Raw genomic sequence first — 23676 nt, 5'->3', positions numbered from 1 at the left:
TTGAGATGCGGGCTATTGGGATACGTGTTCCGTGATTCAGGGTTTGAGATCTGAATTATTATGCTATAGACTTTAAACCTTGAACTGTAAACTTTGAATTTTAAATCAACCAGTTTTTTCTGTCCTTTTTAGGAATAAACGTCCAGGCCAGCATTCTGCTTACCTTTTGTCCCTGAGCCATATCAATAGTTTTTGCTTCTACGGCGTTTACCTTCTTTAAAAGATGCGTAAGCTTATTGAGATTTTCTTTTTTGGAAACCAGACATGTGAACCAAAGAACCTGTGATGAAAATAATGCACTTTCATTAATCATCTTTGTAATAAAAGCCAGTTCACCTCCTTCACACCACAGCTCAGACTGCTGACCGCCAAAGTTAAGAAGAGGTTTTGCTTTCTTTGATTTGCTGAGATTTTTCGTTTTCCTTATATTTCCTTTCATAGCAGACTCTTCAGAATCGTGAAAAGGAGGATTGCACATGGTGAAGGCAAATCTGTCTTCAGGACTAATGATATTGGTAAAGATATGATTAACTTCTGGCTGATTTTTTAATAGAATAACAGATGACAAATCTTCATTCTGATCCAGAATATGCTGAGCATTTTTCAAAGAATCCTGATTGATATCTGTTCCCAGCATCGTCCAGCCATAAGACCTGTAACTGATTAATGGATACACAAGATTAGCGCCTGTTCCTATGTCCAGACCTTTTACAGAATTTCCTGTAGGAATTTTATCTGATTGTTCCGCCAGAAGATCTGCAACATAATGTACATAATCTGCCCGTCCAGGAATGGGAGGACAAAGATTGGTGTCAGGAATGTCCCAGCCTTTAATCTTATAGAAATGTAAGAGTAATGCTTTGTTGAGCAGTTTTACAGCTTTTGGAATACTGAAATTAATGGTTACTGTCTGATAAGCATTTTCGAAAACATAGTGTTTCAGTTCCGGCACACAAGAAATAAGCTGATCAAAATCATAGGGATTACGATGTAGATTTCTTGTGTGCAGACTGGATTTTTCAGCGGACATATTTTATTTCTTCTGACTTAAAATATATTCTACCATTTTTTTGGCATCTTCCTTCGATACCTGTGGATGGGCGGCCATAGGCACACTTCCCCATACTCCACTTCCGCCTTCTATAATTTTGGAAGCCAGCAGTTCTGTATCCTTTTCAGAGTACTTTCCTGCAATTTCCTTATAAGAAGGTCCTATCATTCTCTCATTAACAGCGTGACATCCTGAACAATCCAATGTTTCCATGATCTGATCACCCGAAAGATTAGTTTTAGCAGGCTCTGAAACAGCAGTTGTTTCAGAAGAAGTTGCCACCTCTGCTGTATTTTCTTTTTTAGAACAGGAAATGATCATAAGACCAACAATTCCTGCTAAAAGTATTTTTTTCATTATTTCTTCGCTGTAGAATCTGTTTTAGCAGCTTCTGGTGCAGGTGCAGCCGGAGTTGCAGCAGCTGGAGCAGCAGTCTTAGCAGTAGAGTCTACAACTGTAGTTGCTTCTGGCTCTTCAAGCATCGTGTTGCTATCCTGTAAAGAGTGATCTGGCTTTTTTTTGCAGCTTGCTACTAATAAACCTCCGATAAATGCGATTGCTAATACTTTTTTCATTTTTTTCTAATTTGGAAGCAAAAATATAAAAAATAAAGTTTTAAACTTATGACAAATGTTTTCTTTGATAAATATTTTTTACTGACTGAATTGTAATCCAATCAATAAAAAAATATTTCAAACATCAGGGAAATTTAAACCGGGTTGTTATTTTTGTATAACAGATTATCCAAACCAAATCAATCTATAATATGAAACTTATAACTAAAAAAAGTGTATTAAGTGCGGCATTCGTTGCTATACTTCCTTTCCTCCTTTTTTCATGTGACAACTCATCAAACGATCCACAATCAGAATATTCTGATAAAATTGAATCAGTGACGTTATTAAAAACGACAAAGTCATGGGATGGAACGGCATATCCTGCTTATCCTGCCACACAACCTGAAATTTCTGTTCTTAAGATTGCCGTCCCCCCAAACAAAGCTTTAGATTGGCATAAACATTCTGTAATCAATGCTGCTTATGTGGAAAAAGGAGAAATCCAGATTGAACGAAAAGAAGATGGTAAAACGCAGTGGGTAAGAAAAGGACAAGTTCTTCCGGAAATGGTAAATGTAGCACACAGAGGCAAAACCGGAGATAAAGGAGCCACTCTTATCGTTTTTTACAGCGGAACTCCTGATATCCCTTTGTCTGAACCCGTAAAATAAGTTACTTCAATTATCATTTAATTAACTGTATTTTAAAAAGATAATAGTAATTTTAAAACATGATTTTAATTTCAAAAATTCTGTTTTTCACCAGTCATCATGGTTTTTATACCGTGATTCTGCTGTTTGTGTTCTTTGGGCTTCTCTCCTATCTCACCAAAAAAGCATGGTTTTTAATTCCAATCATTCCACTGGCTATATTAAATGGAGTTGGCGGACAGTTTTTAAATGCATGGTTTTTAAACAAATACGGAGTAGAAAGTACAGCTATTATCACCTCAGATGTAGAGACCAACTCCACATTAAATGATATGTATATCCATGATTATGAAGCTATTGTAAAAAAGCAGGACGGGAAGTATATTTCAACTTATTTTTCCACTACTTCAGCAGCGATCTATCCCATCGAAAATGCAATCCGAATCCCTCAGGCAGAAGTTTCATTTCCTGTAAAATATATTCCGGGATATGAAAAAAACATAGTCATTCTCTACTATCAGTCAAATGAAGGACAAGCCAATATTAAGTACTCAAAACTGGCTCCTGTCAACTCTGCGAGAATTAAATATGAAGCAGACCGAACGAATAAAGAGTTTATTGAAGAATATATTTCTGCTCTGGAAAATTATGTAGAATATGATGATAACAAAACTTACAAAGAAAAAATCAAGGAATTAAAACAAGAGCTCAAGCAGCTTAAATAGAGGATTTCCATATTAAGTTTATTTATTTTTTGATATTTTTTAGTCTTAGTATTAAAAAAATTTCTACATTTGTCCCATGTTAAAAATGAACAACAATATTTGGTGGTGGCTTTCAAACTCTTCGTCGGGTCTGGAGGTATTGTCATGTTGTTAACTACAGCAGAAATAATCAAAAAACAATATATAGGCTTTGACGGATACCGTTAAAGCCTTTTTTTATTCCTTAATCTCACAAAAAACAATAAGATGTTTACAAACACAATTACAATAAAAACTGTTTCGAAAAAAACACTGGGGGATCTCCATACTCCTATGAATATTTATCTTAAGATCAGGGATAAATTCCGGGATACCATTCTTCTGGAAAGCTCGGATTCAAAAAGTATTGATAATAATTTTTCTTTTATCGCAGTAAATGCCATTGCGGGAATAGAAGTGAAAAACCTTGATGAATATGAAATCAAACTTCCAGCTTCTGCTCCGGTAAAGCAATTAATTAATGACCAGAAGATTACAGATATATTTGAGAATTTCCGTAAAATTTTTAAATGTGAAGAAACGAATGATCCTATAGAACAAACAGCTCAGAGTCTTTTTGGCTACACAAGTTTTGAAGCGGTACAGTTTTTTGAAAATATCAATCTTAAACCGCAGAGCAAGGAAGTAGAAATTCCTGTGATGAGATACAGATTATATCAATATGTAATTGCTATTAATCATTTCAATGATGAAATGCATATGATTGAAAACTTCATTGATGGGGTAAAATCTGAACTTCATCTTTTGGAAAACCTTATTAAAAATCAGAATACTCCGGTTTATCCTTTCGAGAAAACAAGTGAGGAAACCTCTAATATTACCGATGAAGATTATCTTGAACTGGTAAAAACAGCCCAGAAACACTGTATGCGCGGAGATGTCTTTCAGCTTGTTCTAAGCAGAAGATTTGAGCAGAAGTTCAAAGGTGATGAGTTTAATGTATACCGTGCTTTGAGAAACATCAATCCTTCTCCTTACCTATTCTATTTTGATTACGGAAATTACAAATTATTCGGATCAAGCCCTGAAAGCCAATTAATTATCAAAAATAACAAAGCGATCATTCACCCGATTGCGGGAACTTCCAAAAGAACAGGAAACCTTGAAACTGATCTTCAAGCAATTGAAGTTTTAAAAGCTGACCCCAAAGAAAATGCAGAACATACCATGCTGGTTGATCTGGCAAGAAATGATCTTGGAAAGCTTGGAAAAAATGTAACGGTAACTAAACTTAAGGAAATCCAGTTATTCTCTCACGTTATTCATATGGTAAGTGAAGTAACTGCCGATGTTGAAGACAATATTAATCCTCTGGAAATGGTTTCCGCCACTTTTCCACAAGGAACACTGAGCGGTGCACCGAAGCATAAAGCACTTCAGCTGATCAATCAATACGAAAAAGATTCCCGCGGATATTATGGAGGATGTATAGGAATTATCGGATTGAACGGAACCTGTAACCAGGCCATTATGATCAGAACTTTTTTAAGCAAAAACAACACTTTATTTTATCAGGCGGGTGCCGGACTTGTAGCAAAATCTGTCCCTGAAAGTGAACTGCAGGAAGTCAATAACAAACTGAACGCCCTGAAAAAAGCTGTAGAAAAAGCAGAAAAAATAGTTGAGAAATAAAATAAACCCACCAACTATCAACCTGCAACCCGCAACCAAAAACAACCCGCAACTCTCTAACAAAAAAAGCAATGAACAACAATATAAACTCCCAACAGTCACAGCTTAAAGTTCTCGTTTTTGACAACTATGACAGCTTTACGTATAACCTTGTCCAGATTATCGAAAGAATTCTGAATCAGAAAGTGGATGTGGTAAGAAATGATAAAATTACTCTTGAAGAGATTGGAAAATATGACAAAATCATCCTTTCTCCCGGTCCCGGAATTCCTGAAGAAGCGGGTATTTTATTAGACCTTATTAAAGAATATGCTCCTTCAAAAAGTATCCTTGGGGTATGTCTTGGACAGCAGGCTATCGCTGAAGCTTTCGGAGGAACTCTGATTAACCTTTCTGAAATTTTCCATGGGGTGGCAACTACTACTGAAATTGTAAAAGAAAATACCAAAATTTTCAAAGACTTAAATTCAGGACTGGAAGTGGGAAGATACCACAGCTGGGCAGTCAATCCGGAAGGTTTTCCAGAAGAACTGGAAATCACTGCTGTAGATAAAGATGGAATGATCATGGCTTTGCAGCACAAAACCTATGATGTACATGGAGTACAGTTTCACCCTGAAAGCATTTTAACGCCGGAAGGAGAAGTAATTATTAAAAACTTTCTGTTGTCATGAAAACCTTAGAAACCTCTTCAACAACTATAAAAACACCACAAATGAAAGAAATACTGCAATACCTGTTCAATCACAATACGCTGTCCAAATCAGAAGCTAAGGCTATGATGATTGAGATTGCACAGAATAAATTCAACGCTGCGGAAGTTACAGCTTTCATAAGCGTTTTCCTGATGCGAAGCATCACATTGAAAGAACTGGAAGGTTTCAGAGAAGCATTATTACAAATGGCTGTTGCTGTAGATATTGATGCCAGTGATGCCATCGACATTGTAGGAACCGGAGGTGATGGAAAAGACACCATTAATATATCAACATTAGCAAGCTTTGTAGTGGCCGGAGCCGGACAGAAGGTAACAAAACACGGAAACTACGGGGCTTCTACCACTACAGGTTCATCTAATGTGCTTGAAGAACTGGGCTATCAGTTTAAAAGCAATTCAGAACAATTGAATGAAGACCTTGAAAGAGCCAACATCTGCTTTTTGCATGCCCCTCATTTTCATCCTGCCCTACAATCGGTTGGATTACTGAGAAAATCCCTGGGATTAAGAACATTCTTTAACCTTTTGGGGCCGTTGGTGAATCCGGCAAAACCTAAATATTCAATGATTGGGGTTTATAATCTGGAAATTGCGAGAATTTATCAGTATCTCCTTCAAAAAGAGGAACGTGAATTTATGCTGGTACATGGTCTTGACGGATATGATGAAATAAGCCTTACTGACGACAGCAAAATCATCACAAAAAATGGGGAAGAAATCTATTCGGCAGAAGACTTAGGTTTCAGTCCGGTAACGCTTGAGGATATTAAAGCCGGTAGCTCTATTCAGGAAACAGCAAAAATATTCATGAATATTTTAGAAGGAAACGGTACGGAACAACAAAACTCTGTGATTCTTGCCAACGCATCAGTAGCGCTTTACAACACACAGAAATTTGGGACGTATGAAGACTGTCTTCTGCTGGCTAAAGAAAGTTTACATAGCAGAAAAGCATTGAATTGCTTTAATCTTTTAATTCATTAGTAATATTATTTTTAAACCATTAAGAACTTTTAAGTAATAAAGAATAGTTAAGATTAATCATTCTGATTGTAAGTTAAAGCGAAGCTCATCTTAATAATCTTAACACCTTACTACAATCTTAATGTTTCAAAAATAAAAAAGTTCAAATACAATTCACAACTGACCAAATTCAAACACAAAAAATGACGATACTCGATAAAATTATTGAACGAAAAAAAGAGGAAGTTACAGCGGCAAAATCACGCATTTCTCTTGATCATTTAAAAAACACGGATTTTTTTGGAAGAAAAACCTATTCCCTGAAAGAATCTATCAAAAATAAAAGCGGAATTATCGCTGAGTTCAAAAGACAATCGCCTTCAAAAGGTATTATCAACAATAGTGTGGAGCCTTTAGGGGTAGTTTCTGCTTACGAAAATTTTGGAGCCAGCGGAATCTCTATCCTGACAGATTATGATTTCTTCGGAGGAAACTTAAATGATGTTCTAGGGTTAAGAAATGAGATTAACATTCCGATTCTGCGAAAAGATTTCATGATTGATGAATATCAGTTCTATGAAGCCAAAAGCATCGGAGCCGATGTCGTTCTGTTGATTGCTTCATGTCTTTCTCCTGCGCAGGTACAGGAATTTACAGAACTCGCTCATGAGCTGAAATTGGAAATTTTGCTGGAAATCCACACGGAAGATGAGCTGAAACATTTCAATTCAAAAATCGACTTGGTAGGAATCAATAACAGGAACCTTAAAGATTTTAAGGTAGATCTGCAACATTCTGTTCGGTTGAAAAACCAGCTTCCGAAAGGAGTTTTGTCCGTTGCGGAAAGCGGTATTTACAGTCTTGAAGACTTCAAATTTTTAAAGGAAAAAGGATTTGACGGTTTCCTGATGGGAGAATATTTCATGAAAAACACTCATCCGGCAAAAGCTTTTGAAGAATTCACTTCTCAAATTTAAAATCAATCATAATGAACCTGCAACCTCAACTCAAAGTCTGTGGTCTTACAAAACCGGACCAGATTCAGGAACTGATTTCTATGAATGTAGATTTTCTTGGTTTCATTTTCTATGAAAAATCACCGAGATATGTTTTGAATCATTTGAACCTGAAAGAAATCTCAATGATTGATCATCAGGGTAAAGTAGGTGTTTTTGTGAATGAAGAAATAGATAAAATTTTAAATATTGTTCAACAGGCGGATTTAAATTTTGTGCAGCTTCATGGTGATGAAAGTAATGATTTTATTACTGAGTTAAGACAAAAACTGAATCCGAAAGTTGGAATTATTAAAGCAATAAGAATAGGAAATGATACAACAGAAAATCAAAATAAAATAACACAAATTTTTGATCTGCAACAAACAGCCTCCAACCTGCAACCTATTACCTTTTACCTTTTTGATACTGACAGCAAAGCCTTTGGAGGAACAGGAAAACAATTCGACTGGAATATTCTGAATGAATTCCATATTCCCATTCCCTACTTTCTAAGCGGTGGTATTTCTGAAGAAAATATCGGGAATATGAAAACATTGAAGCAACAGCCTTTCGCTTTAGATATCAATTCAAAATTTGAAACAGAACCCGGCAATAAAAATATAAATAGAATAAAAGAGTTTAAAATCTTATACCAGCAAAACAGATAACTGAAAAAGACACACAATGATGAATATACATTTGCTAAAGAAGACATTTTATAAAACATTATTTCCTCCTAAATTTGGAAATGAAAAGATCCAGAACCTCTACCATTTTGTTTCTCAAAACGACAGTAATATAGAACATTGGGAAGTAGGTGGATTATTATCTGAATTCATTAGCATTATTAAAGATTTTGAAGAAAGTGACATCCAGTATTTTTTTGAGAGAATCGGATTATGGAACAGTTATTATCTGGTTATTATTTCGGATAAGTTTTTAGAAGCTCATGTAAAATCCGTGATCAAATATGACTTAGGAAAGATTTATGCTAAAATATTTCTGCTGTATGAAGACTCCGATCCTTATTATCTGATTGACAACCTGGAGATTGCTATTACCATGTATCAGTCGAAAATAGATAAAGCCACTTTAATTGATTTAACGCATAAAATAGAATTATTACATTATAAAAAACTGATTACCAAGCAACAACACGATTACAACATCATATTTATTAATAGTTTGAACCCATGAAATATCAGATAAAAGAAACGAAAAATCTAACGGAAACTGAGATAGAACATATCCTGGAACTTTGGGATATCTCTGTCTGGAATACAATGAAGGCAGCGTATTTTCGTACTTTTTTCAAAAATTCGGAATTTCATTTTATGATGGATGTGAAAGACAATATTCTGGCCATTATGAGAGTGAATTTTGATTTTACCTTAAAAATAGCAGACTCAGAGTATACTTTTGCAGAAGCTGTAGGACTTGTGGCTGCTCATAAAAAGAAAGGATATGGTGCAGCTTTGGTTGAGAATTTCAAAGAAAATATGATTCAGAGAAATATAGAAACTATAGGCTTTTGTCATTCGGATCTTCGTCCATTTTATGAAAAATGTGATGTAGAAATTCTTTATGACAAAGCCAAAATGATCAAAGAAAGCATCGGTTCAGACTGGGTGAATTCTGAAGATGATGATATTTTGATTTTTCATACCTCACAGGAAAGAAAAGAACTGTTCAATCAGTTAAGCTCACAAAACAATGCTTATTTAATTACTAAAGAATAAAAAAATGAATTATAAAAACCCCGATGAAAACGGATATTACGGAGAGTTTGGAGGAGCTTTTATCCCCGAAATGCTCTATCCTAATGTAGAAGAATTGCAAAAAAGCTACCTTGAAATTATAGAATCTGAAGATTTTCAGGCTGAATATCAGGATTTGCTCAAAAACTATGTCGGAAGGGCTACTCCTTTATATTTTGCTAAAAACTTAAGCCAGAAATACCAGACACAGATCTATTTAAAGCGGGAAGATCTCAACCATACCGGAGCTCATAAGATCAACAATGCGCTGGGACAGGTTCTACTGGCAAAACGTCTTGGAAAAACCAGGATTATTGCTGAAACCGGAGCAGGACAGCATGGTGTTGCAACTGCTACGGCATGTGCTTTATTAGGTCTGGAGTGTATCGTCTACATGGGAGAAATTGATATTCAGAGGCAAGCTCCCAACGTAGCAAGAATGAAAATGCTGGGTGCAGAAGTTGTAGCAGCTATTTCTGGATCCAAAACCCTTAAAGATGCCGTAAATGAAGCTTTAAGAGACTGGATCAACAATCCTGTAACCACTCATTATGTAATTGGAAGCGTGGTAGGCCCACATCCTTTTCCAGATCTTGTGGCAAGATTTCAAAGTATTATTTCAAAAGAAATCAAAGAACAGCTTAAAGAAAAAATCGGAAGAGAAAACCCAGATTATGTGATTGCCTGTGTAGGTGGAGGAAGTAATGCAGCAGGGACTTTTTATCATTTTGTGGAGGAAAAAGAGGTGAAAATTATTGCTGCTGAAGCCGGAGGATTAGGAGTAGATTCCGGAAAATCTGCGGCTACTACCTTTTTAGGAACGCTTGGAGTGCTTCACGGAAGCAAAAGCCTTGTAATGCAGACAGAAGACGGGCAGGTTATAGAACCTCATTCTATTTCCGCAGGATTAGATTATCCTGGAATAGGGCCTTTCCACGCGCATTTATTTAAAGAAAAAAGAGCAGAATTTTTTAGTATTAATGACGATGAAGCTTTAAAATGTGCTTTTGACCTTACCAAACTGGAAGGAATTATTCCGGCACTGGAAAGTTCTCATGCTTTGGCAGTTTTAGACAAGAAAAAATTTAATGAAAATGATGTTGTTGTCATTTGTCTGAGCGGCCGCGGAGATAAGGATATGGAAACGTATTTGAAAAATCTGTAAAATGTAAAAAGTATTTATGTAAAATGATTTTAATATATAAAAACTGATCATTAATACATTTTACGTGAATACATCAATACAATAAAAAAATGAAAAAATTAAATATATACTTCACAGCAGGAATTCCTCAATTGGAAGATACCGCTGATATTATAAAATTGATTCAGGATTCCGGAGCAGATATGATCGAAATCGGAATGCCATATTCTGATCCTGTGGCAGACGGACCTGTGATCCAGAAAGCTCATGAACTGGCTTTACAAAACGGAATGACTATCGAAAAGCTTTTATCTCAACTGAAAGCCATCAAAGATGAAATCAGAATTCCGATTATCCTGATGGGTTATATCAATCCTGTTTTGAGCTTTGGATTTGAAAAATTCTGTGCAGCATGTGCGGAAAGTGGTGTTTCAGGATTGATTCTTCCTGACCTTCCTCCTATTGAGTTTGAAAAAAATTACAAGCATATTCTAAAGCAATATAATCTCAATTTCACCTTTCTGGTCACTCCGGAAACGTCTGATGAAAGAATGATCTATTTGGATTCCTTAAGCTCAGGTTTCCTGTATGCCGTAAGCTCTTCCTCCACCACCGGAAATGAAAATGCTGTTTTAAAAAATGAGAACTACCTTTCCAGGGTAGCATCTCTTCCGCTTAAAAATCCGGTGATGATCGGATTTGGAATTAAATCCAAAGAAGATTTTGAAAATGTGACGGAAAAAGCAGATGGCGGAATCATCGGGACAGCCTTTGTGAATATTTTACTTCAGGATAGAGACTGGAAGAAAAGCGCTATAGATTTTATCCATTCCATAAAAGCGTAAAATTCACTAAATTTGTATATCAAAAATTGAAATGAATACAAATCAAAATAAAGCAGTAGAATTTGAAGATTTAGGAGTCAAAGAATATCAGCCAGCCTGGGATTATCAGGAACAACTGATGAAAAACATCATTGACACCAAAATAAAAAACAGAGATCTTCCTGCAGAACAGCATAGCACCACTCCCAATCACCTTCTTTTTGTAGAACATCCTCATGTTTATACTTTGGGAAAAAGCGGACATGAAGAAAATATGCTTGCCGGTATTGATAAGCTGAAAGAAATTGATGCTACTTTCGTGAAAGTAAACCGTGGTGGTGACATTACGTATCACGGCTACGGACAGGTTGTAGGCTATCCTATTCTGGATTTGGAAAATTTTTTCACAGATATTCATTTATATATGAGGAATCTGGAAGAAGTGATCATCAGAACTATTGCCGAATACGGTATTAAAGGAGAACGCTCTCCAGGAGAAACCGGAGTATGGCTGGATGTGGGAAAACCTTACGCCAGAAAAATGTGTGCCATGGGAGTAAAAGCTTCCCGATGGGTAACGCTGCACGGTTTTGCATTGAATGTGAATACGGATATGCGTTATTTTGAATACATCATCCCATGCGGAATAAAAGATAAGCAGGTTACTTCTTTGAAAAGAGAGCTTGAAAGAGAACTGACACCGGAAGAAATGGAAGAACTGAAAGCAAAAATCAGAAAACATTTTGCGGATGTGTTTCAGGCAGAATTGATTTACAAATAGTCAAAGTTTACTTACCATATAATAAACCCGGTTTCAATAATTGAAACCGGGTTTTTAGTTTAAATTGGATTATTATTCTTGGATTGCTTAGATTCCTATGGAATTGGTTAGACCATACACACATTAGAAGTGTTTGTCAGCTAAAACAGATATATACCTCCACCCTGTTCTTTCCGCAGGAATCCAAAACGCAAAAAATGACAGATTTAACAATTTTAAAATTTTTCTGTTTTTCCTAATTCACTATCAAAATAATTAGGTTTTATTCCATTTTTAATACCATAAAATCAAAAATAAAGCAGAATATTATATTTTTTTGAAAAAATTCTTGCGGGTATTTTAATTTTTATTAATTTTAATATCACAAAATAGTGAACTATTATAAATAAAAAGTTCACTAAACATTAACCACCAAAATATAAAAACTATGAAAAAATTTCTGTTATCCATGATGGTATTCGTGACGATGCTGTCATTCAATGCCTGTTCGGATTCAAGTGCCAACCAGGATCCTAATCTCGTAGCCAAAGAGTCAAACAACGTTGCTATGAAAGATTTCGGTAAAACTGTTCCGGTAGGGATAGAAAAAGAGGATGGAAAGTTTAAAGTTTCCTTTATGGTTTCTGCTCAGCCGTATCATATTAAAGATACTAAGGAAAATGCAGGATACATCTCCATGATCAAAGAAGCTGTAGAAAACGAAACTCCAGTTCAGGTTTTCCTGAAAGCTAACTCTAATGAGATTGCAAAGGTAGACAAAGCAACTGCTGATGACATCCGTTATTTCAAATCTGTATTTAACAAAGAAGAAAGAGGTGACAGCAAAAAAGCCGTAAGCGTTATTCCAAATCTTGCAACTCTGAACAGCTTATTTACTCAAATCAAAAACCAGGCTTGCGGAACTTCTACGGCATCTTCACCGTGTATTACTTTCAGATATCCTGTGGATGGATGCTATGCAAGAGCTCACAAAATGAGACAAATTCTTTTGAACGCAGGCTACGATTGTGAAAAACAGTTCGTTTATGGTAACCTTAGAGCTTCTACAGGAACATGCTGTGTATCATGGGTATATCACGTGGCAATTTTGGTAAGCTTCAAAAATGCTTCCGGAATTGTTGAAAAAAGAATCATTGACCCTTCATTATTCTCCAGCGGACCTGTAACTGACGCTGCATGGAGAGCTGCTTGTACCAATACAAGCTGTGGATCTGCTTCTGTATCTTCTTATGCCAATACTGCAGGAAATGTATATTACAGAAGTCCGTCCGGATCTTTATTATATGACAACAACTATGTAAATACCAATTGTGTATTGAATATATTCTCATCCCTTTCAGGATGCTCTCCTTCTCCTGCACCTAGCGTAGGAAGCTGTGGATTTTAATTAACTTATATAGAGCTCCTGCCTGTATTTTACTATATTGCAGGAGCTTTTTACTTAATACTTTTTGCTATGAAAGCCTGGTCCTATTTATTATTGCTTTTTATTATGATTACATCCTGTTCCGGTAATTCCAGTTCACAGAATTTAACATGGTATAATAATGCCACTATTTCAAATATCACAGAAGATCCGGACAAACCGAACGAGGTTGTACGCGTTTCCATTGGAATAAGTGCTCAGGTTTTTTATCTTTCAAAAAAATCACCAGATTATAAAAATCTCCTGGAAAAAGCTAACCAGAGCTTTAAAAAGAGTAAAATCTATAATATCGGTATTGAAAATAAAACCAATATCATCAAAGAAATGAAAGAGGTCAAATAATCAGGTTCATCTGATTACGGAAATTCCGGCATCCACTTTCACCTCTGCCCCATGAATGTATGAAGCTTCTTCTGAAGCCAGAAACAGAACCACATTGGCAATTTCTGACGGTTCGCCTTGTCTTCTAAAAGGAATGGTAGGAATAATAGCATCAATGGCACTTTCTATCTGCTCTCGTGTTAATCCTGTATTATTAAAAATATTGGTTTTAATATGTCCGGGGCTTACTCCATTGACACGGATTCCACGTTCTGTAAGTTCTACAGCAAAAGTTTTAATGAATGACTGCACTGCAGATTTAGCAGCAGAATACGCTGAAAAATTAGGCATCGCAATCTCCGTTGCCACAGAAGTATTGAAAATAACAGAACTTCCGCTTTTCATCAAGGGTAATATTTGCTGAACTGTAAAAAACGGTCCTTTTACCAGCATATTAAAAAGTTCCTCAAACTGATTTTCATCTACATATTCTACAGGAGCAAATCTTCCGTACCCCGCATTGGGAAAGACCAGATCAATATGGTCTGTATATTTTCTGACTTCCTGCTGAAGATTCATCAGGTCTTTCATATCTCCTGCATTGGATACGATTCCAAAAGCCATTTCTCCAAGCTTTTCCAAAGCATTATTTAAGGTTTCTTCACTTCTACCTGTGATGATCACTTTTCCTCTTTCTTCAACGAATTTCTGAGCAGTAGCGAAACCCATTCCATTGGTTCCTCCGGTTATTAAAGCGGTTTTGTTTTTAAATCTCTGCATTGTTTTTAGTTTAAATTTCTATTGCAAAGATTGTAATACAAAGGCTTTGAAAAAATCCGAATCATGTGAAAATCAACAAAATTGAAGCTATAATTTATCTTTTTAAATTTCATCAATAATCGCGATCAATAAAATCTTTCAAAATTAAATTGCACACAATTAAATTGAGTGTACATTTGTACTGTTAATTTACTTCAACATAAAATCATGAAGTTTAATAATCGCCAAGTAGTTTAATTTAAAACAAAAATAAAAATGTCATTAATAGAAAACCTAAACTGGAGACATGCTGTAAAAGCGTATGACCCAACCAAAAAAGTATCACAGGAAGATCTTAATACCATTCTTGAATCAGCAAGGCTGGCCCCTACTTCATCCGGACTACAACCGTTCAGAATTATTGTAGTGGAAAATCAGGAACTGAAAGAAAAAATGGTAGCAGGTGCTTTAAATCCTGAAGTCATGAGAGATTCTTCTCATGTTTTGGTTTTTGCAGCATGGGACAGCTATTCTAATGAAAAAATTGACAAAGTTTACGATTATCACACGGATGTAAGAGATCTTCCAAGAGGTCGTTTCGGAAGCTACACTGATACTATCAAAAAAATGTACGGAGCACAAACTGCTGAAGAACATTTTGCACATACTGCCCGCCAGACTTATATAGCATTAGGAATTGCTCTTGCACAGGCGGCAGAACTTAAAATTGACAGTACTCCGGCAGAAGGATTCAACAATGCTGTAGTGGATGAAGTACTGGGATTGAAAGAACTGGGATTAAAAAGTGTGACACTTTTATATCTTGGATACCGTGACGAAGCTAATGACTGGCTTTCTTCTATGAAAAAAGTCAGAATTCCAATGGATGAATTTATCATAAAAAAGTAATACCTTCATCGAATCTTTCGTACTCAAACATTATGGAAAATCCGAAAACACCTAAATTAGAAAACCAGATCTGCTTCCCGCTGTATGTAATTGCCAAAGAGATTACAGGGCTTTACCGTCCTTTTCTTGATGAACTGGGCATTACGTATCCGCAGTATCTTGTGATGATGATATTATGGGATGGTGACGGACTTACGGTAACGCACATCGGAGAAAAACTCTATCTGGATAGTGGAACTTTGACCCCTCTCCTGAAAAGGCTGGAGTCTAAAGGATTTATCAGCAGAAAAAGAAAAAAAGAGGACGAAAGAGTAGTTGAAGTATTTTTAGATGAGGCTGGAAAACAGCTTCAGCAGAAAGCTTGTGAAATTCCAGGAAAAATCCAGGAAAAATTGGGAATACAACCGGAAGAGCTGCTGCACCTTAAAGACACAGTATTAAAAATATTAAACAAAATAGAACACAAATGAAAACATTGTACACCACAAAAGTAACTGCACAGGGAGGTAGAAACGGACATGTAAAAAGCGAAAACGGAGTTTTAGAACTTGATGTAAGAATGCCAAAAGCATTAGGAGGAGCTAATGAAGATTTTGCCAACCCTGAAATGCTTTTTGCAGCTGGATATTCAGCATGTTTCGACAGTGCCTTGAACAGAGTAATCACTCTTTCTAAAGTAAAAACCGGAGAAACAACAGTAACCGCTCAAGTTAGCATCGGTCAGCTTGAGAATGGCGGTTTCGGACTGGCAGCAGAACTGGATGTGAACATTCCTGGTGTTTCTCTTGAGGAAGCGCAGGCCTTGACAGAAAAGGCACACCAGATCTGTCCTTATTCTAATGCTACCAGAAATAATATGGAGGTGAAACTTTCAGTAACCAACAACAATTAATCCAATTTTTTAAGCATAGTTATAACGAAAGGAGCTGTTTCAGTAGAAACAGCTCCTTTTAATTTTTTCATTATATGATTTAACCACAGATTTCGCAGATGAGCACAGATGATTGAGGATATTTTTTTATATAATGCTTAAGAATTTCATTCATCATTCATCATTCATCATTTATAATTCATAATTCATCATTACCTTCTGTCTTTATTTACGTCACTTTTCTGATAGGCATCTACTTTTCTGTAAGAATCGTTTTTTTCTTTTTCTTTTTTATCGGAAATCAGAATTCCAAAAAGATGGTCGATCTCATGTTGGAAAATAACCGCTGTGAAACCTTCTACAATTTCTGAATATTTCTGTCCTTTCAAATCCACATATTCCAGCTGAATGACTTTGCTTCGGTAGAACTGATCTCTGAAGTCAGGAATAGACAAATCGCCTTCAGGACCAAGATTCTGCAAATCGGAACGCCATACAATTACCGGGTTGATGAAGTATTCAAACGGTGTTCCTTCCTTATCAAAACGCTGTACCCAGATGATCTTTCTGTTGATTCCCACCTGAGGAGCTGCAATTCCTACTCCACCATCTGTTGACAGAAGAGATTCTTTCATTCTTTTTACCAGAACAGCTGTATTCGGATCAAGAGGGTCTGCTTCTGAAGAAATGCTCAATAATGTTTTATGCTGATTAGAATCGGTGGTCTGATAGACGGGTAAAGCGGTGTTTACGTCTCCCTGATTGATGATTGAAACCTCATAGGAAGTCAATTTTTGCGCATTGAACAGTCCGATAAAAAAGATCAGCAGGATGGGTAATTTCTTCATGTTTTTTGAATGTGATACAAAGGTAAATATTGTGGAGTAAAAATAATTTATTTACCGTGGAATTTTAAGTTTTGGCTAAAGCCAATGAATATTTTAATTAAAAATAGTCGGGCTAAAGCCCCACCCTATTGAATATAATGTAGTAAAGAATCTCATAATAATTTAACAGTGAGATTCTTCCTTCGTCAGAATGACACTTTATAAGATTAAAAAGTCTTCGTCATATCTCCCGGAATAATCAGATTAAAGTCTGTAGGGATATAATCTTTGGCTGGTACTTTCAGCTCCGGATCATCTGATTCAAAAACAGAGATAACCGCCATTTTCAGATTAGGATTTTTCTGTTTGATGTACCAATAAATTCCCCCGAATTCTTTGCTGTGGTAGTTTCCATTGTAATGGATGAAAGTTTTTCCGGCTTGATAACTTTTCAGGATAGATTCAGCCATCGTAGCATCCTTTGTAGCCTGAGCCGAGATAAAATTCATCACTTTTGTTCCTTCAGCATGATCTCCCATCATTTTTTTCATTTCCGGATATCCGGGAGTGTCTAAAGTTACTTTGATAGGCAGCTGAGCAATATAGGTTTTCTCTTTTTCGCCTAATTTATTTAAGGACTCAAGACCTTCTTTCGCGGTTTGAGAGGCATATCTCCTTGGAATATTGGTGGCAATGAAATTCAGCTTTTTATCTTTGGCAAAATCTACCAAAGGTTTGTAATCTGTTGCATAATTGTTCCACAAACGGGCAGAATCTTTCAGTGTTTTAGCATCAAATTTACCGTTTAAATATTGATCCAGCTGAGCCTGATTATCTCTTTCAAACATTTCTGCTCCTAAAATAAGCTGACCGTTCTTTTTGGCAAAGAGCGCTTCTGTAATTTTAAGCTGAAGCCAGTGATTGATAGAGCTGTTATGATTTTCACCAAAAAAAACCACATCATAATCTGCCAGTTCTTTTACCAGCTTTTCGGTCTTTACTTCTTTTCCTTTTTTATCATAAAACTGATACGCCTTAAAATCCTGCGCTTTTAATGAGCAGAAGCCGGCAAGCAGTATCGCTATGAAAATATTTTTCATTTTATTTTATATTTAATCACAAATTACACAAATATTCGGCACTTTCAGATCACATGCAATAAAAAAGACCGCTTTGAATTTTACAAACAAAACGGTCTCATTCAAATCATCTAATTATTATTTCTCTAATGCTGCTACAAGGTCCTTCCACTCCTGAAGTTCAGGAATTCCAGGTTTTCTTTTTCCGAAGAACTGAACAATGAAGTCACCTTCACTGTTGAATACTTCGATAGCGGTCACTTCTCCGTCTTCAGTTGGTTTTTTAACGATCCATGCTTCAGCAATTTTCGTTACATCAAGGTGTAGGTTGAAATCCGGATCCATTACGTTGAACCATTGCTGGTGCCAAAGTGTTTTCTTCACATTTCCAGTGTGGATCTGGATAATACCTCTGTTTCCAACGAAAACCATGATCGGTGTATTTTTTTCAGAAGCATCTTCAAGGATGTTGACTACTTTCGCATTATCAATTTTCTTAGCAAATCCTTCAGGAGCCAGTCTTAATGCCTGTGTTCTGCTTACTCCATATTTTCTGGTCATCATGAAGAAATCGTGAGTATCTTTCAATTCTGTCCATGCTTTTTTGAATCCTTCCACATCAATATCTGAATCTGCTTTTTCAGCCTGTTTTGGAGCTACTGCTTCAAAAACCAATGCCTGATTCTGATCTTCAGCTTTGAATTTTTCTACAATCACATCGAAACCTGCTTCATTGCTGTCTTTAGTCAGATAAATCTTGTGAAGTGCCAACCCATCTTTTCCGAAAAACTGAAGACTTTTCTTGTCTCCTTCCAATACTGCAAAAGCAAATTTCCAGTGGTTAAGGAAAATTCTAAGATCGATATCTTCACCCACAAAAAGCTGTGCATGAGGACTGCTGAAATCTCCGTTCAGGTAAGTTCCTTTTCTTTCATGAACACATTCATCATTACGGGTAAGAGCCATTACTTTTCCTAATTGCTCAGCTTCTGTAAGGATTCCCTGGAAATCCGGGTTCAGGACAGTAACGCCTTCTCCTATGCTTGTTGCCAATAATTCTGCCTCACTTACTTCTAACTGTGCTGCTGCATTTCTTATTCTGATATGTGGATTTTCTGCTTTCAGAGCTTCCCATTTTTCCTTTAAATCATTAACTAATGTGCTCATTACTTTACTTTTTTATGGTTAAAATTGTATAAATTCTTCGTATGGTTTCGTTTCCTGTTTTACTTTTTATTTCTTCTTCTTTTTCAGAAGTTTTCATTCTTTTAAAGCGGCTTTTGGAGATGAGTTCTTCCATTTCACTGTTGCTGTACAAGGTGAAATCATATTCTGTAAACGGCAGTTTTTCCATGAACTCCCTTTGTCCGAACGTAAGGACGAATGTTCCGTCGTCTTTTAAAACTCTGTAGATCTCGTTTAGAAATTCTACCGGATTTTCCCAGAAATAAACTGTGTTTACAGTGAATATTTTATCAAAAGATCTATCCCGAAAAGGGAGCTTTTTACCTTCATACAGAACAAAATCTGCCTCGCTTTCAAATTCTTTATTGAGCCTTTTGGCTTCATTGTGCATGGTTTCAGAAATATCAATCCCTGTATATCTGAGGTTTTTGGCAAGACTCATTATACTTTTCAGATGGGCTGCATTTCCGTGTCCTATTTCAAGGATCTGCTGCTCGTCATCAATCACCAATGTTTTGATGCTTTCCAACGTCATGCTGATATTAGTAGCATTCATCATTTCACCAATCTCGATGCCTTTTTCACCTTGAGGATTGGCAAGATTCTGTGCGAGGATTTTGAGTTCGTCTTTTTCCATGGTTATCCAAAAATGATCATTGGGTTATTGGTAATAGGGTGTTCGCAAATGGTACAGGGAAAATTATAGGCATTGCTGATGTTTTCAGCAGTAAAAACTTCCTGTGGTGTCCCATAGGCGGAAACCTGTCCTGATTTCATTAATAAAATCTTATCTGCAAACTGTGCAGCCAGGTTCAGATCATGCAAAACAACAATAGCACTGTTGGCTTTTTTTGTGAAATTCTTGATGATTTCCAATGCTTTATACTGATGTTTTATATCCAAATTATTCAAAGGTTCGTCCAGAAAAGCCAGCTTATGGGCAATATCATTTTCAAGCTGTGCCATGACTCTTGATAAGTGTACTCGCTGCTTTTCTCCTCCTGAAAGGGTGTTGTATTCTCTTTCTTTCAGGTGAAAAATATCCGTTTCGTACATCATATTATTCATGGCTTCCAGATCTTCTTTTCCGGGCTGGGCATCGAAATACGGATACCTTCCCATCATGATCACATCTTTTACCTCAAGCGGAATATCATTGCTGTTATGCTGTGAGAACTTTGCTTTGTGCTTTGAAAGTTCTTGTATATTCCATTCTCTGATGGGTTTATCTTTAAACAAAACTTTGTTATGGCCGGATTTCACTTCATCTGCCAATACACTCATAAGGCTTGACTTCCCTGCTCCGTTGGGTCCCACAATGGCCAAAAATTCACCGTATTCCAGAGAGACATCTACCCCGTCCAGAATCCTGAATTCTTTATGTTTATAATTAATCTGGTGTGCCTTGATCATTAAAGTGATTTTTTAAATTTAACCAAAATAGCGATAAAAATAGGGCCTCCCATTAAGGCTGTTAAAATTCCGATCGGCAGTTCAGACGGTGCTACAATACTTCTGCTGAAGGTATCTGCTGTTAATAACAAAATGCTTCCGCACATTGCCGATAATGGCAAAATAAAGGTATAATTGGATTTGAATAACAATCTTAAAATATAAGGTACAATAAGACCTACAAAACCAATGGTTCCTGAGAATGCCACACAGCTTCCCACCATTAAAGCCACGATGATTATAATCTGCTTTTTCAGTCTTTCAACATTTATTCCCAGATGCTGAGCATCTTTTTCTCCCAGCATCATAGCATTCAAAGCTTTTCCTTTTGGGAGTAAAATAATGTAAGCAATGACGGCAACAACCGCCAGAATGATATTCTTCGTCCATGTAGCGGCTGCCAGGCTTCCTAAATTCCAGAAAGTGAGATCTCTGAGCTGCTCATCTTTTGAGATATAGATCAAAAATCCGGTGATTGAAAAACCAATAGCTGTTATGGCAACTCCGGTAAGCAGCATCATGACTACATTTGTTTTTCCTCCGCTTGTTGAAATTCTGTAAACCAGCATCATTGATAAAAAAGAACCGATAAAAGCCGCTATTCCTACCAGTGAAAATTGTACAGCTTCAGGAAGATATTCTTTGAAATGTCCTCCTAAAACAATCGCAATGGCTGCCAGCAAAGTTGCTCCTGATGTAAGTCCTATTAAATCTCCCGTTGCCAGCGGATTCTTGAAAAGTCCCTGAAGACTGGTTCCTGAAACCGACAGCATACTTCCTACTAAAATGGCCATAATAATTCTGGCTGCTCTTACGTCCCAAATCACATATTTATCACTGAGTGATAAACCGGAATCTCCTTTTATAAATTGCCACAGGGCCATGAACGGAGATTTTTCTCCAAAATCATAAACTCCTGTATTAAGTGACAGTACCGCTATAATGGCAAGCAGTACTGCACTTATAATAAGATAAAAGTATAGTTTACTTTGTGCTTTCAATTAAAAGTTTGTTTAATCCTACTGCTGCTTCTCCTACTCTCGGTCCAAAACCTGATACTAAACCTCCGTCCATTGCAATAATCTTTTTGTTTTTACCTGCATTGGTTTGAGATACTCCCGGCATTTTTAATGCTCCTTCATTTCCTCCTGCTCCCTGTAGACCAGTTTCAAAGAAGAATAGTACGTCAGGATTAGCTTTTACTACGGCTTCCGGTGTCAAAGGTTTGAAATCTTCAAAATCAGTAACAGCGTTTTCTCCTCCTGCAAGGGTAATCAGTGAAGCCATTGGGGTATTTTTACCACTTACCATCAGCATGTTTCCTCTGGCATAGATGAACAATACTTTTGGTTTTTTAGCAATAGGCTGTACCTGTTTCAAGTCAGCATCAATTTTATCATTTAATTTCTGATAATCTGTATTTCCGATTGCTTTTGCTACCTGTTCAATCAGTTTTTTAGTTCCTTCAACAGTATATTCCTGTTTGAAAACTTCAGTTTTGATCCCGGAAGATTTGATTTTTCCCATTAATTCAGGGTTGATATCTTTATCAGAAGCTAAAATTAACGTTGGAGAAACTGCCATAATCGGTTCTATAGTCATGGATCTCATATGCCCCAAATCTTTAGCTGTCGTTTTTAAAGAGGCAGGATAAGTACTGGTAACATCTGTTGCTACGATTTCTTTTTCGTGGCCAAGAGCAGCTACAATTTCAGTAATTCCTCCGTTTAATGTTACTATTTTATTGTTTGTTTTTGGTGCTTCAGAAGTAGCTTCCGTCGTATTTTCTTTTGCTGTTCCCTCTGCTTTTTTGCAAGAATATACTGCTACAAGTACAGAAGCTGCAAGGATGAATTTTTTCATGATATACTATTATTTGATTATTTATAAAGGTTCGAATTCAAAATTGGTGTACCCGCGGTTTCCGTTATCGTCTTTCATTTTATTGAACCTCAGCTTAAAGTAAAAACCTTCAGCATCTTTCAACACAAAGAAGCGGTCTGCATACACAAACGGAACCGGATTGGCTGCCGTACCGGTAGTGGTTCTCCACTTATCACCAATGGCTCTCTGATCATTAAAAACAAATTTAGCAGGTTCTACATCTTTCAGTTTAAATGCAGCGTAAGCCTGTTCCAGATTTCCGGTAACCGTTACCTGATAAGCACCTACTCCATTCAATGTATTGGTGGTAATAAAATCTGCATAGAAATAACTTCCCGCGCTGGTTGTAGGCCCCATGAACACTTCATTGGTAAATGTTGTAAATGCAAGATCCCAGCTCTTTTTCTTAGGCTGAATTTTTGCAGGAGTTCCCATTTTCAGATTGAAGAATGTGAAATTATATTCTGTATCTTTTGTAATGATATATTCTTTGATATCTGTTCCGGTAGCATTCACATCAGCATAACGGATTTTGTATCCGCCCGGAGCTCTTACAATCTGTACTTTTTTCCATCCTCTCGGATCTCCTGATAAAGAAACAGAACCTGCCCCGATATTGTTTGAAGAAGGAATTTCTCTTCCAAGATTGATCAGATAGATAGGATTATCTGCATCATTTTCTTTTACAGCATCAATCCCGGTAGTCTGTGTTAAGAAATTTCCGTTCGGATTGTCAACGTACTTCATGTTTGCAGCATCAAATGTTCCTACTTGGGCTACATCTTTTAAAGCGGCTATATCAGATTCTTTTACCTGGCTGATATTTGTAGTATTGGGAATTTTAATGGCCGTCATGGCAAGAGAACCGTTCATGATGACACGGAATTCATCTCCTGTATAAAAACCAAGATCCCAATCTGTTCTTTTATTAATAGCCGGATTGGTATAGTCGCTCAAATCTATCCACACCTGGTTAGGCTCTGTAGGACCTCCTATTTTAGCATTCACTTCAGACCCTGTCATAGGAGGAACCGGAACCGGATCTTCGTCAGCAGAAAGACAAGATTGTGCGGCCAGCATAACAGAAAGAATAGAAAATATTTTTAAATACTTCATAACAGTAA

General features: G+C 36.5%; 29 protein-coding genes. 17 read left to right on the top strand and 12 right to left on the bottom strand.

What is annotated here, in order from left to right; translation table 11 throughout:
* Positions 1 to 100: 100 nt before the first annotated feature.
* From rlmF to CLU97_RS06895, 3 genes are read right to left on the bottom strand one after another with little or no spacing between them, the layout of a single operon-like run.
* Positions 101 to 1030 (bottom strand): 23S rRNA (adenine(1618)-N(6))-methyltransferase RlmF, encoded by a 930-nt coding sequence (gene rlmF / locus CLU97_RS06905; RefSeq protein WP_121487271.1) that lies wholly within the window; start codon positions 1028 to 1030, stop codon positions 101 to 103.
* A gap of 3 nt (positions 1031 to 1033) precedes the next feature.
* Positions 1034 to 1408 (bottom strand): c-type cytochrome, encoded by a 375-nt coding sequence (locus CLU97_RS06900; protein ID WP_121487270.1) that lies wholly within the window; start codon positions 1406 to 1408, stop codon positions 1034 to 1036.
* The gene (locus CLU97_RS06895; RefSeq protein WP_121487269.1) at positions 1408 to 1626 is read right to left on the bottom strand and encodes a hypothetical protein; all 219 of its coding nucleotides are present in this window, start codon (positions 1624 to 1626) and stop codon (positions 1408 to 1410) included. Before CLU97_RS06895 ends, CLU97_RS06900 begins: the two co-directional genes overlap by 1 nt.
* A 191-nt stretch (positions 1627 to 1817) precedes the next feature.
* On the opposite strand from CLU97_RS06895, the gene CLU97_RS06890 reads away from it, so the two are divergent.
* From CLU97_RS06890 to CLU97_RS06825, 14 genes are all read left to right on the top strand, one after another.
* A complete protein-coding gene (locus tag CLU97_RS06890; RefSeq protein WP_121487268.1) occupies positions 1818 to 2279 on the top strand; it encodes a cupin domain-containing protein in 462 nt (153 codons plus the stop codon).
* Positions 2280 to 2338: 59 nt separating this feature from the next.
* Positions 2339 to 2983: a hypothetical protein gene (locus CLU97_RS06885; protein WP_121487267.1), complete on the top strand. Its 645-nt coding sequence runs from the start codon at positions 2339 to 2341 to the stop codon at positions 2981 to 2983.
* A gap of 246 nt (positions 2984 to 3229) precedes the next feature.
* On the top strand, positions 3230 to 4654 hold the full coding sequence (locus CLU97_RS06880; RefSeq protein WP_121487266.1) for an anthranilate synthase component I family protein: 1425 nt from the start codon (positions 3230 to 3232) through the stop codon (positions 4652 to 4654).
* A gap of 71 nt (positions 4655 to 4725) precedes the next feature.
* Entirely contained in the window at positions 4726 to 5328 is a 603-nt protein-coding gene (locus tag CLU97_RS06875; protein ID WP_121487265.1) for an anthranilate synthase component II, read from the top strand.
* 41 nt (positions 5329 to 5369) lie between these two features.
* Positions 5370 to 6356 carry an anthranilate phosphoribosyltransferase gene (gene trpD / locus CLU97_RS06870; protein ID WP_121489673.1) on the top strand — a complete coding sequence of 329 codons (987 nt, stop codon included), beginning with the start codon at positions 5370 to 5372 and terminating at the stop codon, positions 6354 to 6356.
* 182 nt (positions 6357 to 6538) lie between these two features.
* Positions 6539 to 7312 (top strand): indole-3-glycerol phosphate synthase TrpC, encoded by a 774-nt coding sequence (trpC, locus tag CLU97_RS06865; protein ID WP_121487264.1) that lies wholly within the window; start codon positions 6539 to 6541, stop codon positions 7310 to 7312.
* 11 nt (positions 7313 to 7323) lie between these two features.
* Positions 7324 to 8001, top strand: coding sequence for a phosphoribosylanthranilate isomerase (locus CLU97_RS06860; protein WP_121487263.1), 678 nt, complete (start codon positions 7324 to 7326; stop codon positions 7999 to 8001).
* Between the two features lie 16 nt (positions 8002 to 8017).
* Entirely contained in the window at positions 8018 to 8530 is a 513-nt protein-coding gene (locus CLU97_RS06855; RefSeq protein WP_121487262.1) for a hypothetical protein, read from the top strand.
* On the top strand, positions 8527 to 9072 hold the full coding sequence (locus CLU97_RS06850) for a GNAT family N-acetyltransferase (protein WP_121487261.1): 546 nt from the start codon (positions 8527 to 8529) through the stop codon (positions 9070 to 9072). The genes CLU97_RS06855 and CLU97_RS06850 overlap by 4 nt, the downstream gene beginning before the upstream one ends.
* A 4-nt stretch (positions 9073 to 9076) precedes the next feature.
* A complete protein-coding gene (gene trpB, locus CLU97_RS06845) occupies positions 9077 to 10255 on the top strand; it encodes a tryptophan synthase subunit beta (RefSeq protein ID WP_121487260.1) in 1179 nt (392 codons plus the stop codon).
* Positions 10256 to 10344: 89 nt separating this feature from the next.
* Positions 10345 to 11079, top strand: coding sequence for a tryptophan synthase subunit alpha (gene trpA / locus CLU97_RS06840; protein ID WP_121487259.1), 735 nt, complete (start codon positions 10345 to 10347; stop codon positions 11077 to 11079).
* A 31-nt stretch (positions 11080 to 11110) separates the two neighbouring features.
* Positions 11111 to 11839 carry a lipoyl(octanoyl) transferase LipB gene (gene lipB / locus CLU97_RS06835; protein ID WP_121487258.1) on the top strand — a complete coding sequence of 243 codons (729 nt, stop codon included), beginning with the start codon at positions 11111 to 11113 and terminating at the stop codon, positions 11837 to 11839.
* A gap of 427 nt (positions 11840 to 12266) precedes the next feature.
* The gene (locus CLU97_RS06830) at positions 12267 to 13226 is read left to right on the top strand and encodes a protein-glutamine glutaminase (RefSeq protein ID WP_147436459.1); all 960 of its coding nucleotides are present in this window, start codon (positions 12267 to 12269) and stop codon (positions 13224 to 13226) included.
* Between the two features lie 69 nt (positions 13227 to 13295).
* Positions 13296 to 13607 carry a hypothetical protein gene (locus CLU97_RS06825; protein ID WP_121487256.1) on the top strand — a complete coding sequence of 104 codons (312 nt, stop codon included), beginning with the start codon at positions 13296 to 13298 and terminating at the stop codon, positions 13605 to 13607.
* Between the two features lie 6 nt (positions 13608 to 13613).
* Here CLU97_RS06825 and CLU97_RS06820 read toward each other — a convergent pair whose 3' ends face one another.
* The gene (locus tag CLU97_RS06820; RefSeq protein WP_121487255.1) at positions 13614 to 14366 is read right to left on the bottom strand and encodes an SDR family oxidoreductase; all 753 of its coding nucleotides are present in this window, start codon (positions 14364 to 14366) and stop codon (positions 13614 to 13616) included.
* Between the two features lie 255 nt (positions 14367 to 14621).
* Between CLU97_RS06820 and CLU97_RS06815 the strand changes: the two genes are divergently transcribed.
* The 3 genes from CLU97_RS06815 to CLU97_RS06805 are packed head-to-tail and all read left to right on the top strand — an operon-like array spanning position 14622 to position 16146.
* Positions 14622 to 15254 carry an NAD(P)H-dependent oxidoreductase gene (locus CLU97_RS06815; RefSeq protein WP_079241094.1) on the top strand — a complete coding sequence of 211 codons (633 nt, stop codon included), beginning with the start codon at positions 14622 to 14624 and terminating at the stop codon, positions 15252 to 15254.
* Between the two features lie 32 nt (positions 15255 to 15286).
* Positions 15287 to 15724, top strand: coding sequence for a MarR family winged helix-turn-helix transcriptional regulator (locus tag CLU97_RS06810; protein ID WP_121487254.1), 438 nt, complete (start codon positions 15287 to 15289; stop codon positions 15722 to 15724).
* A complete protein-coding gene (locus CLU97_RS06805; protein WP_121487253.1) occupies positions 15721 to 16146 on the top strand; it encodes an organic hydroperoxide resistance protein in 426 nt (141 codons plus the stop codon). The genes CLU97_RS06810 and CLU97_RS06805 overlap by 4 nt, the downstream gene beginning before the upstream one ends.
* A 191-nt stretch (positions 16147 to 16337) precedes the next feature.
* Here the strand turns inward: CLU97_RS06805 and CLU97_RS06800 are convergent, their stop codons facing one another.
* From CLU97_RS06800 to CLU97_RS06765, 8 genes are all read right to left on the bottom strand, one after another.
* Entirely contained in the window at positions 16338 to 16973 is a 636-nt protein-coding gene (locus tag CLU97_RS06800) for a peptide deformylase (protein ID WP_121487252.1), read from the bottom strand.
* Between the two features lie 206 nt (positions 16974 to 17179).
* Positions 17180 to 18052, bottom strand: a complete 873-nt coding sequence (locus CLU97_RS06795) for a ChaN family lipoprotein (protein ID WP_121487251.1) — start codon at positions 18050 to 18052, stop codon at positions 17180 to 17182.
* 117 nt (positions 18053 to 18169) lie between these two features.
* Positions 18170 to 19198, bottom strand: a complete 1029-nt coding sequence (locus CLU97_RS06790) for a hemin-degrading factor (RefSeq protein WP_121487250.1) — start codon at positions 19196 to 19198, stop codon at positions 18170 to 18172.
* A gap of 4 nt (positions 19199 to 19202) precedes the next feature.
* Positions 19203 to 19853: a class I SAM-dependent methyltransferase gene (locus CLU97_RS06785; protein ID WP_121487249.1), complete on the bottom strand. Its 651-nt coding sequence runs from the start codon at positions 19851 to 19853 to the stop codon at positions 19203 to 19205.
* 2 nt (positions 19854 to 19855) lie between these two features.
* On the bottom strand, positions 19856 to 20629 hold the full coding sequence (locus CLU97_RS06780) for a heme ABC transporter ATP-binding protein (protein ID WP_121487248.1): 774 nt from the start codon (positions 20627 to 20629) through the stop codon (positions 19856 to 19858).
* Complete coding sequence (locus CLU97_RS06775; protein WP_121487247.1) at positions 20629 to 21669, bottom strand: FecCD family ABC transporter permease; 1041 nt, start codon at positions 21667 to 21669, stop codon at positions 20629 to 20631. Before CLU97_RS06775 ends, CLU97_RS06780 begins: the two co-directional genes overlap by 1 nt.
* Positions 21653 to 22531, bottom strand: coding sequence for a hemin ABC transporter substrate-binding protein (locus CLU97_RS06770; RefSeq protein ID WP_121487246.1), 879 nt, complete (start codon positions 22529 to 22531; stop codon positions 21653 to 21655). The genes CLU97_RS06775 and CLU97_RS06770 overlap by 17 nt, the downstream gene beginning before the upstream one ends.
* Before the next feature lie 21 nt (positions 22532 to 22552).
* On the bottom strand, positions 22553 to 23668 hold the full coding sequence (locus tag CLU97_RS06765) for an HmuY family protein (RefSeq protein ID WP_121487245.1): 1116 nt from the start codon (positions 23666 to 23668) through the stop codon (positions 22553 to 22555).
* Positions 23669 to 23676: the final 8 nt, after the last annotated feature.

Origin of the sequence: Chryseobacterium sp. 7 (genome assembly GCF_003663845.1) — a bacterium.
In the GTDB taxonomy this organism is placed as follows: domain Bacteria; phylum Bacteroidota; class Bacteroidia; order Flavobacteriales; family Weeksellaceae; genus Chryseobacterium.
The sequence above is the reverse complement of the archived record's forward strand: the minus strand, read 5'-3'. Positions and strand labels throughout refer to the sequence as shown.

Bases quoted from the DNA above. Each gene is read 5' to 3' on its own strand.
- CLU97_RS06820 (WP_121487255.1), bottom strand. From the start codon at position 14,366: ATGCAGAGATTTAAAAACAAAACCGCTTTAATAACCGGAGGAACCAAT.
- trpC (WP_121487264.1), top strand. From the start codon at position 6,539: ATGACGATACTCGATAAAATTATTGAACGAAAAAAAGAGGAAGTTACA.
- CLU97_RS06780 (WP_121487248.1), bottom strand. From the start codon at position 20,629: ATGATCAAGGCACACCAGATTAATTATAAACATAAAGAATTCAGGATT.
- CLU97_RS06890 (WP_121487268.1), top strand. From the start codon at position 1,818: ATGAAACTTATAACTAAAAAAAGTGTATTAAGTGCGGCATTCGTTGCT.
- lipB (WP_121487258.1), top strand. From the start codon at position 11,111: ATGAATACAAATCAAAATAAAGCAGTAGAATTTGAAGATTTAGGAGTC.
- CLU97_RS06785 (WP_121487249.1), bottom strand. From the start codon at position 19,853: ATGGAAAAAGACGAACTCAAAATCCTCGCACAGAATCTTGCCAATCCT.
- CLU97_RS06880 (WP_121487266.1), top strand. From the start codon at position 3,230: ATGTTTACAAACACAATTACAATAAAAACTGTTTCGAAAAAAACACTG.
- CLU97_RS06875 (WP_121487265.1), top strand. From the start codon at position 4,726: ATGAACAACAATATAAACTCCCAACAGTCACAGCTTAAAGTTCTCGTT.
- CLU97_RS06900 (WP_121487270.1), bottom strand. From the start codon at position 1,408: ATGAAAAAAATACTTTTAGCAGGAATTGTTGGTCTTATGATCATTTCC.
- CLU97_RS06895 (WP_121487269.1), bottom strand. From the start codon at position 1,626: ATGAAAAAAGTATTAGCAATCGCATTTATCGGAGGTTTATTAGTAGCA.
- CLU97_RS06825 (WP_121487256.1), top strand. From the start codon at position 13,296: ATGAAAGCCTGGTCCTATTTATTATTGCTTTTTATTATGATTACATCC.
- CLU97_RS06805 (WP_121487253.1), top strand. From the start codon at position 15,721: ATGAAAACATTGTACACCACAAAAGTAACTGCACAGGGAGGTAGAAAC.
- CLU97_RS06860 (WP_121487263.1), top strand. From the start codon at position 7,324: ATGAACCTGCAACCTCAACTCAAAGTCTGTGGTCTTACAAAACCGGAC.
- trpA (WP_121487259.1), top strand. From the start codon at position 10,345: ATGAAAAAATTAAATATATACTTCACAGCAGGAATTCCTCAATTGGAA.
- CLU97_RS06790 (WP_121487250.1), bottom strand. From the start codon at position 19,198: ATGAGCACATTAGTTAATGATTTAAAGGAAAAATGGGAAGCTCTGAAA.
- CLU97_RS06815 (WP_079241094.1), top strand. From the start codon at position 14,622: ATGTCATTAATAGAAAACCTAAACTGGAGACATGCTGTAAAAGCGTAT.
- CLU97_RS06855 (WP_121487262.1), top strand. From the start codon at position 8,018: ATGATGAATATACATTTGCTAAAGAAGACATTTTATAAAACATTATTT.
- CLU97_RS06885 (WP_121487267.1), top strand. From the start codon at position 2,339: ATGATTTTAATTTCAAAAATTCTGTTTTTCACCAGTCATCATGGTTTT.
- CLU97_RS06770 (WP_121487246.1), bottom strand. From the start codon at position 22,531: ATGAAAAAATTCATCCTTGCAGCTTCTGTACTTGTAGCAGTATATTCT.
- CLU97_RS06765 (WP_121487245.1), bottom strand. From the start codon at position 23,668: ATGAAGTATTTAAAAATATTTTCTATTCTTTCTGTTATGCTGGCCGCA.
- trpB (WP_121487260.1), top strand. From the start codon at position 9,077: ATGAATTATAAAAACCCCGATGAAAACGGATATTACGGAGAGTTTGGA.
- trpD (WP_121489673.1), top strand. From the start codon at position 5,370: ATGAAAGAAATACTGCAATACCTGTTCAATCACAATACGCTGTCCAAA.
- rlmF (WP_121487271.1), bottom strand. From the start codon at position 1,030: ATGTCCGCTGAAAAATCCAGTCTGCACACAAGAAATCTACATCGTAAT.
- CLU97_RS06830 (WP_147436459.1), top strand. From the start codon at position 12,267: ATGAAAAAATTTCTGTTATCCATGATGGTATTCGTGACGATGCTGTCA.
- CLU97_RS06795 (WP_121487251.1), bottom strand. From the start codon at position 18,052: ATGAAAAATATTTTCATAGCGATACTGCTTGCCGGCTTCTGCTCATTA.
- CLU97_RS06800 (WP_121487252.1), bottom strand. From the start codon at position 16,973: ATGAAGAAATTACCCATCCTGCTGATCTTTTTTATCGGACTGTTCAAT.
- CLU97_RS06850 (WP_121487261.1), top strand. From the start codon at position 8,527: ATGAAATATCAGATAAAAGAAACGAAAAATCTAACGGAAACTGAGATA.
- CLU97_RS06810 (WP_121487254.1), top strand. From the start codon at position 15,287: ATGGAAAATCCGAAAACACCTAAATTAGAAAACCAGATCTGCTTCCCG.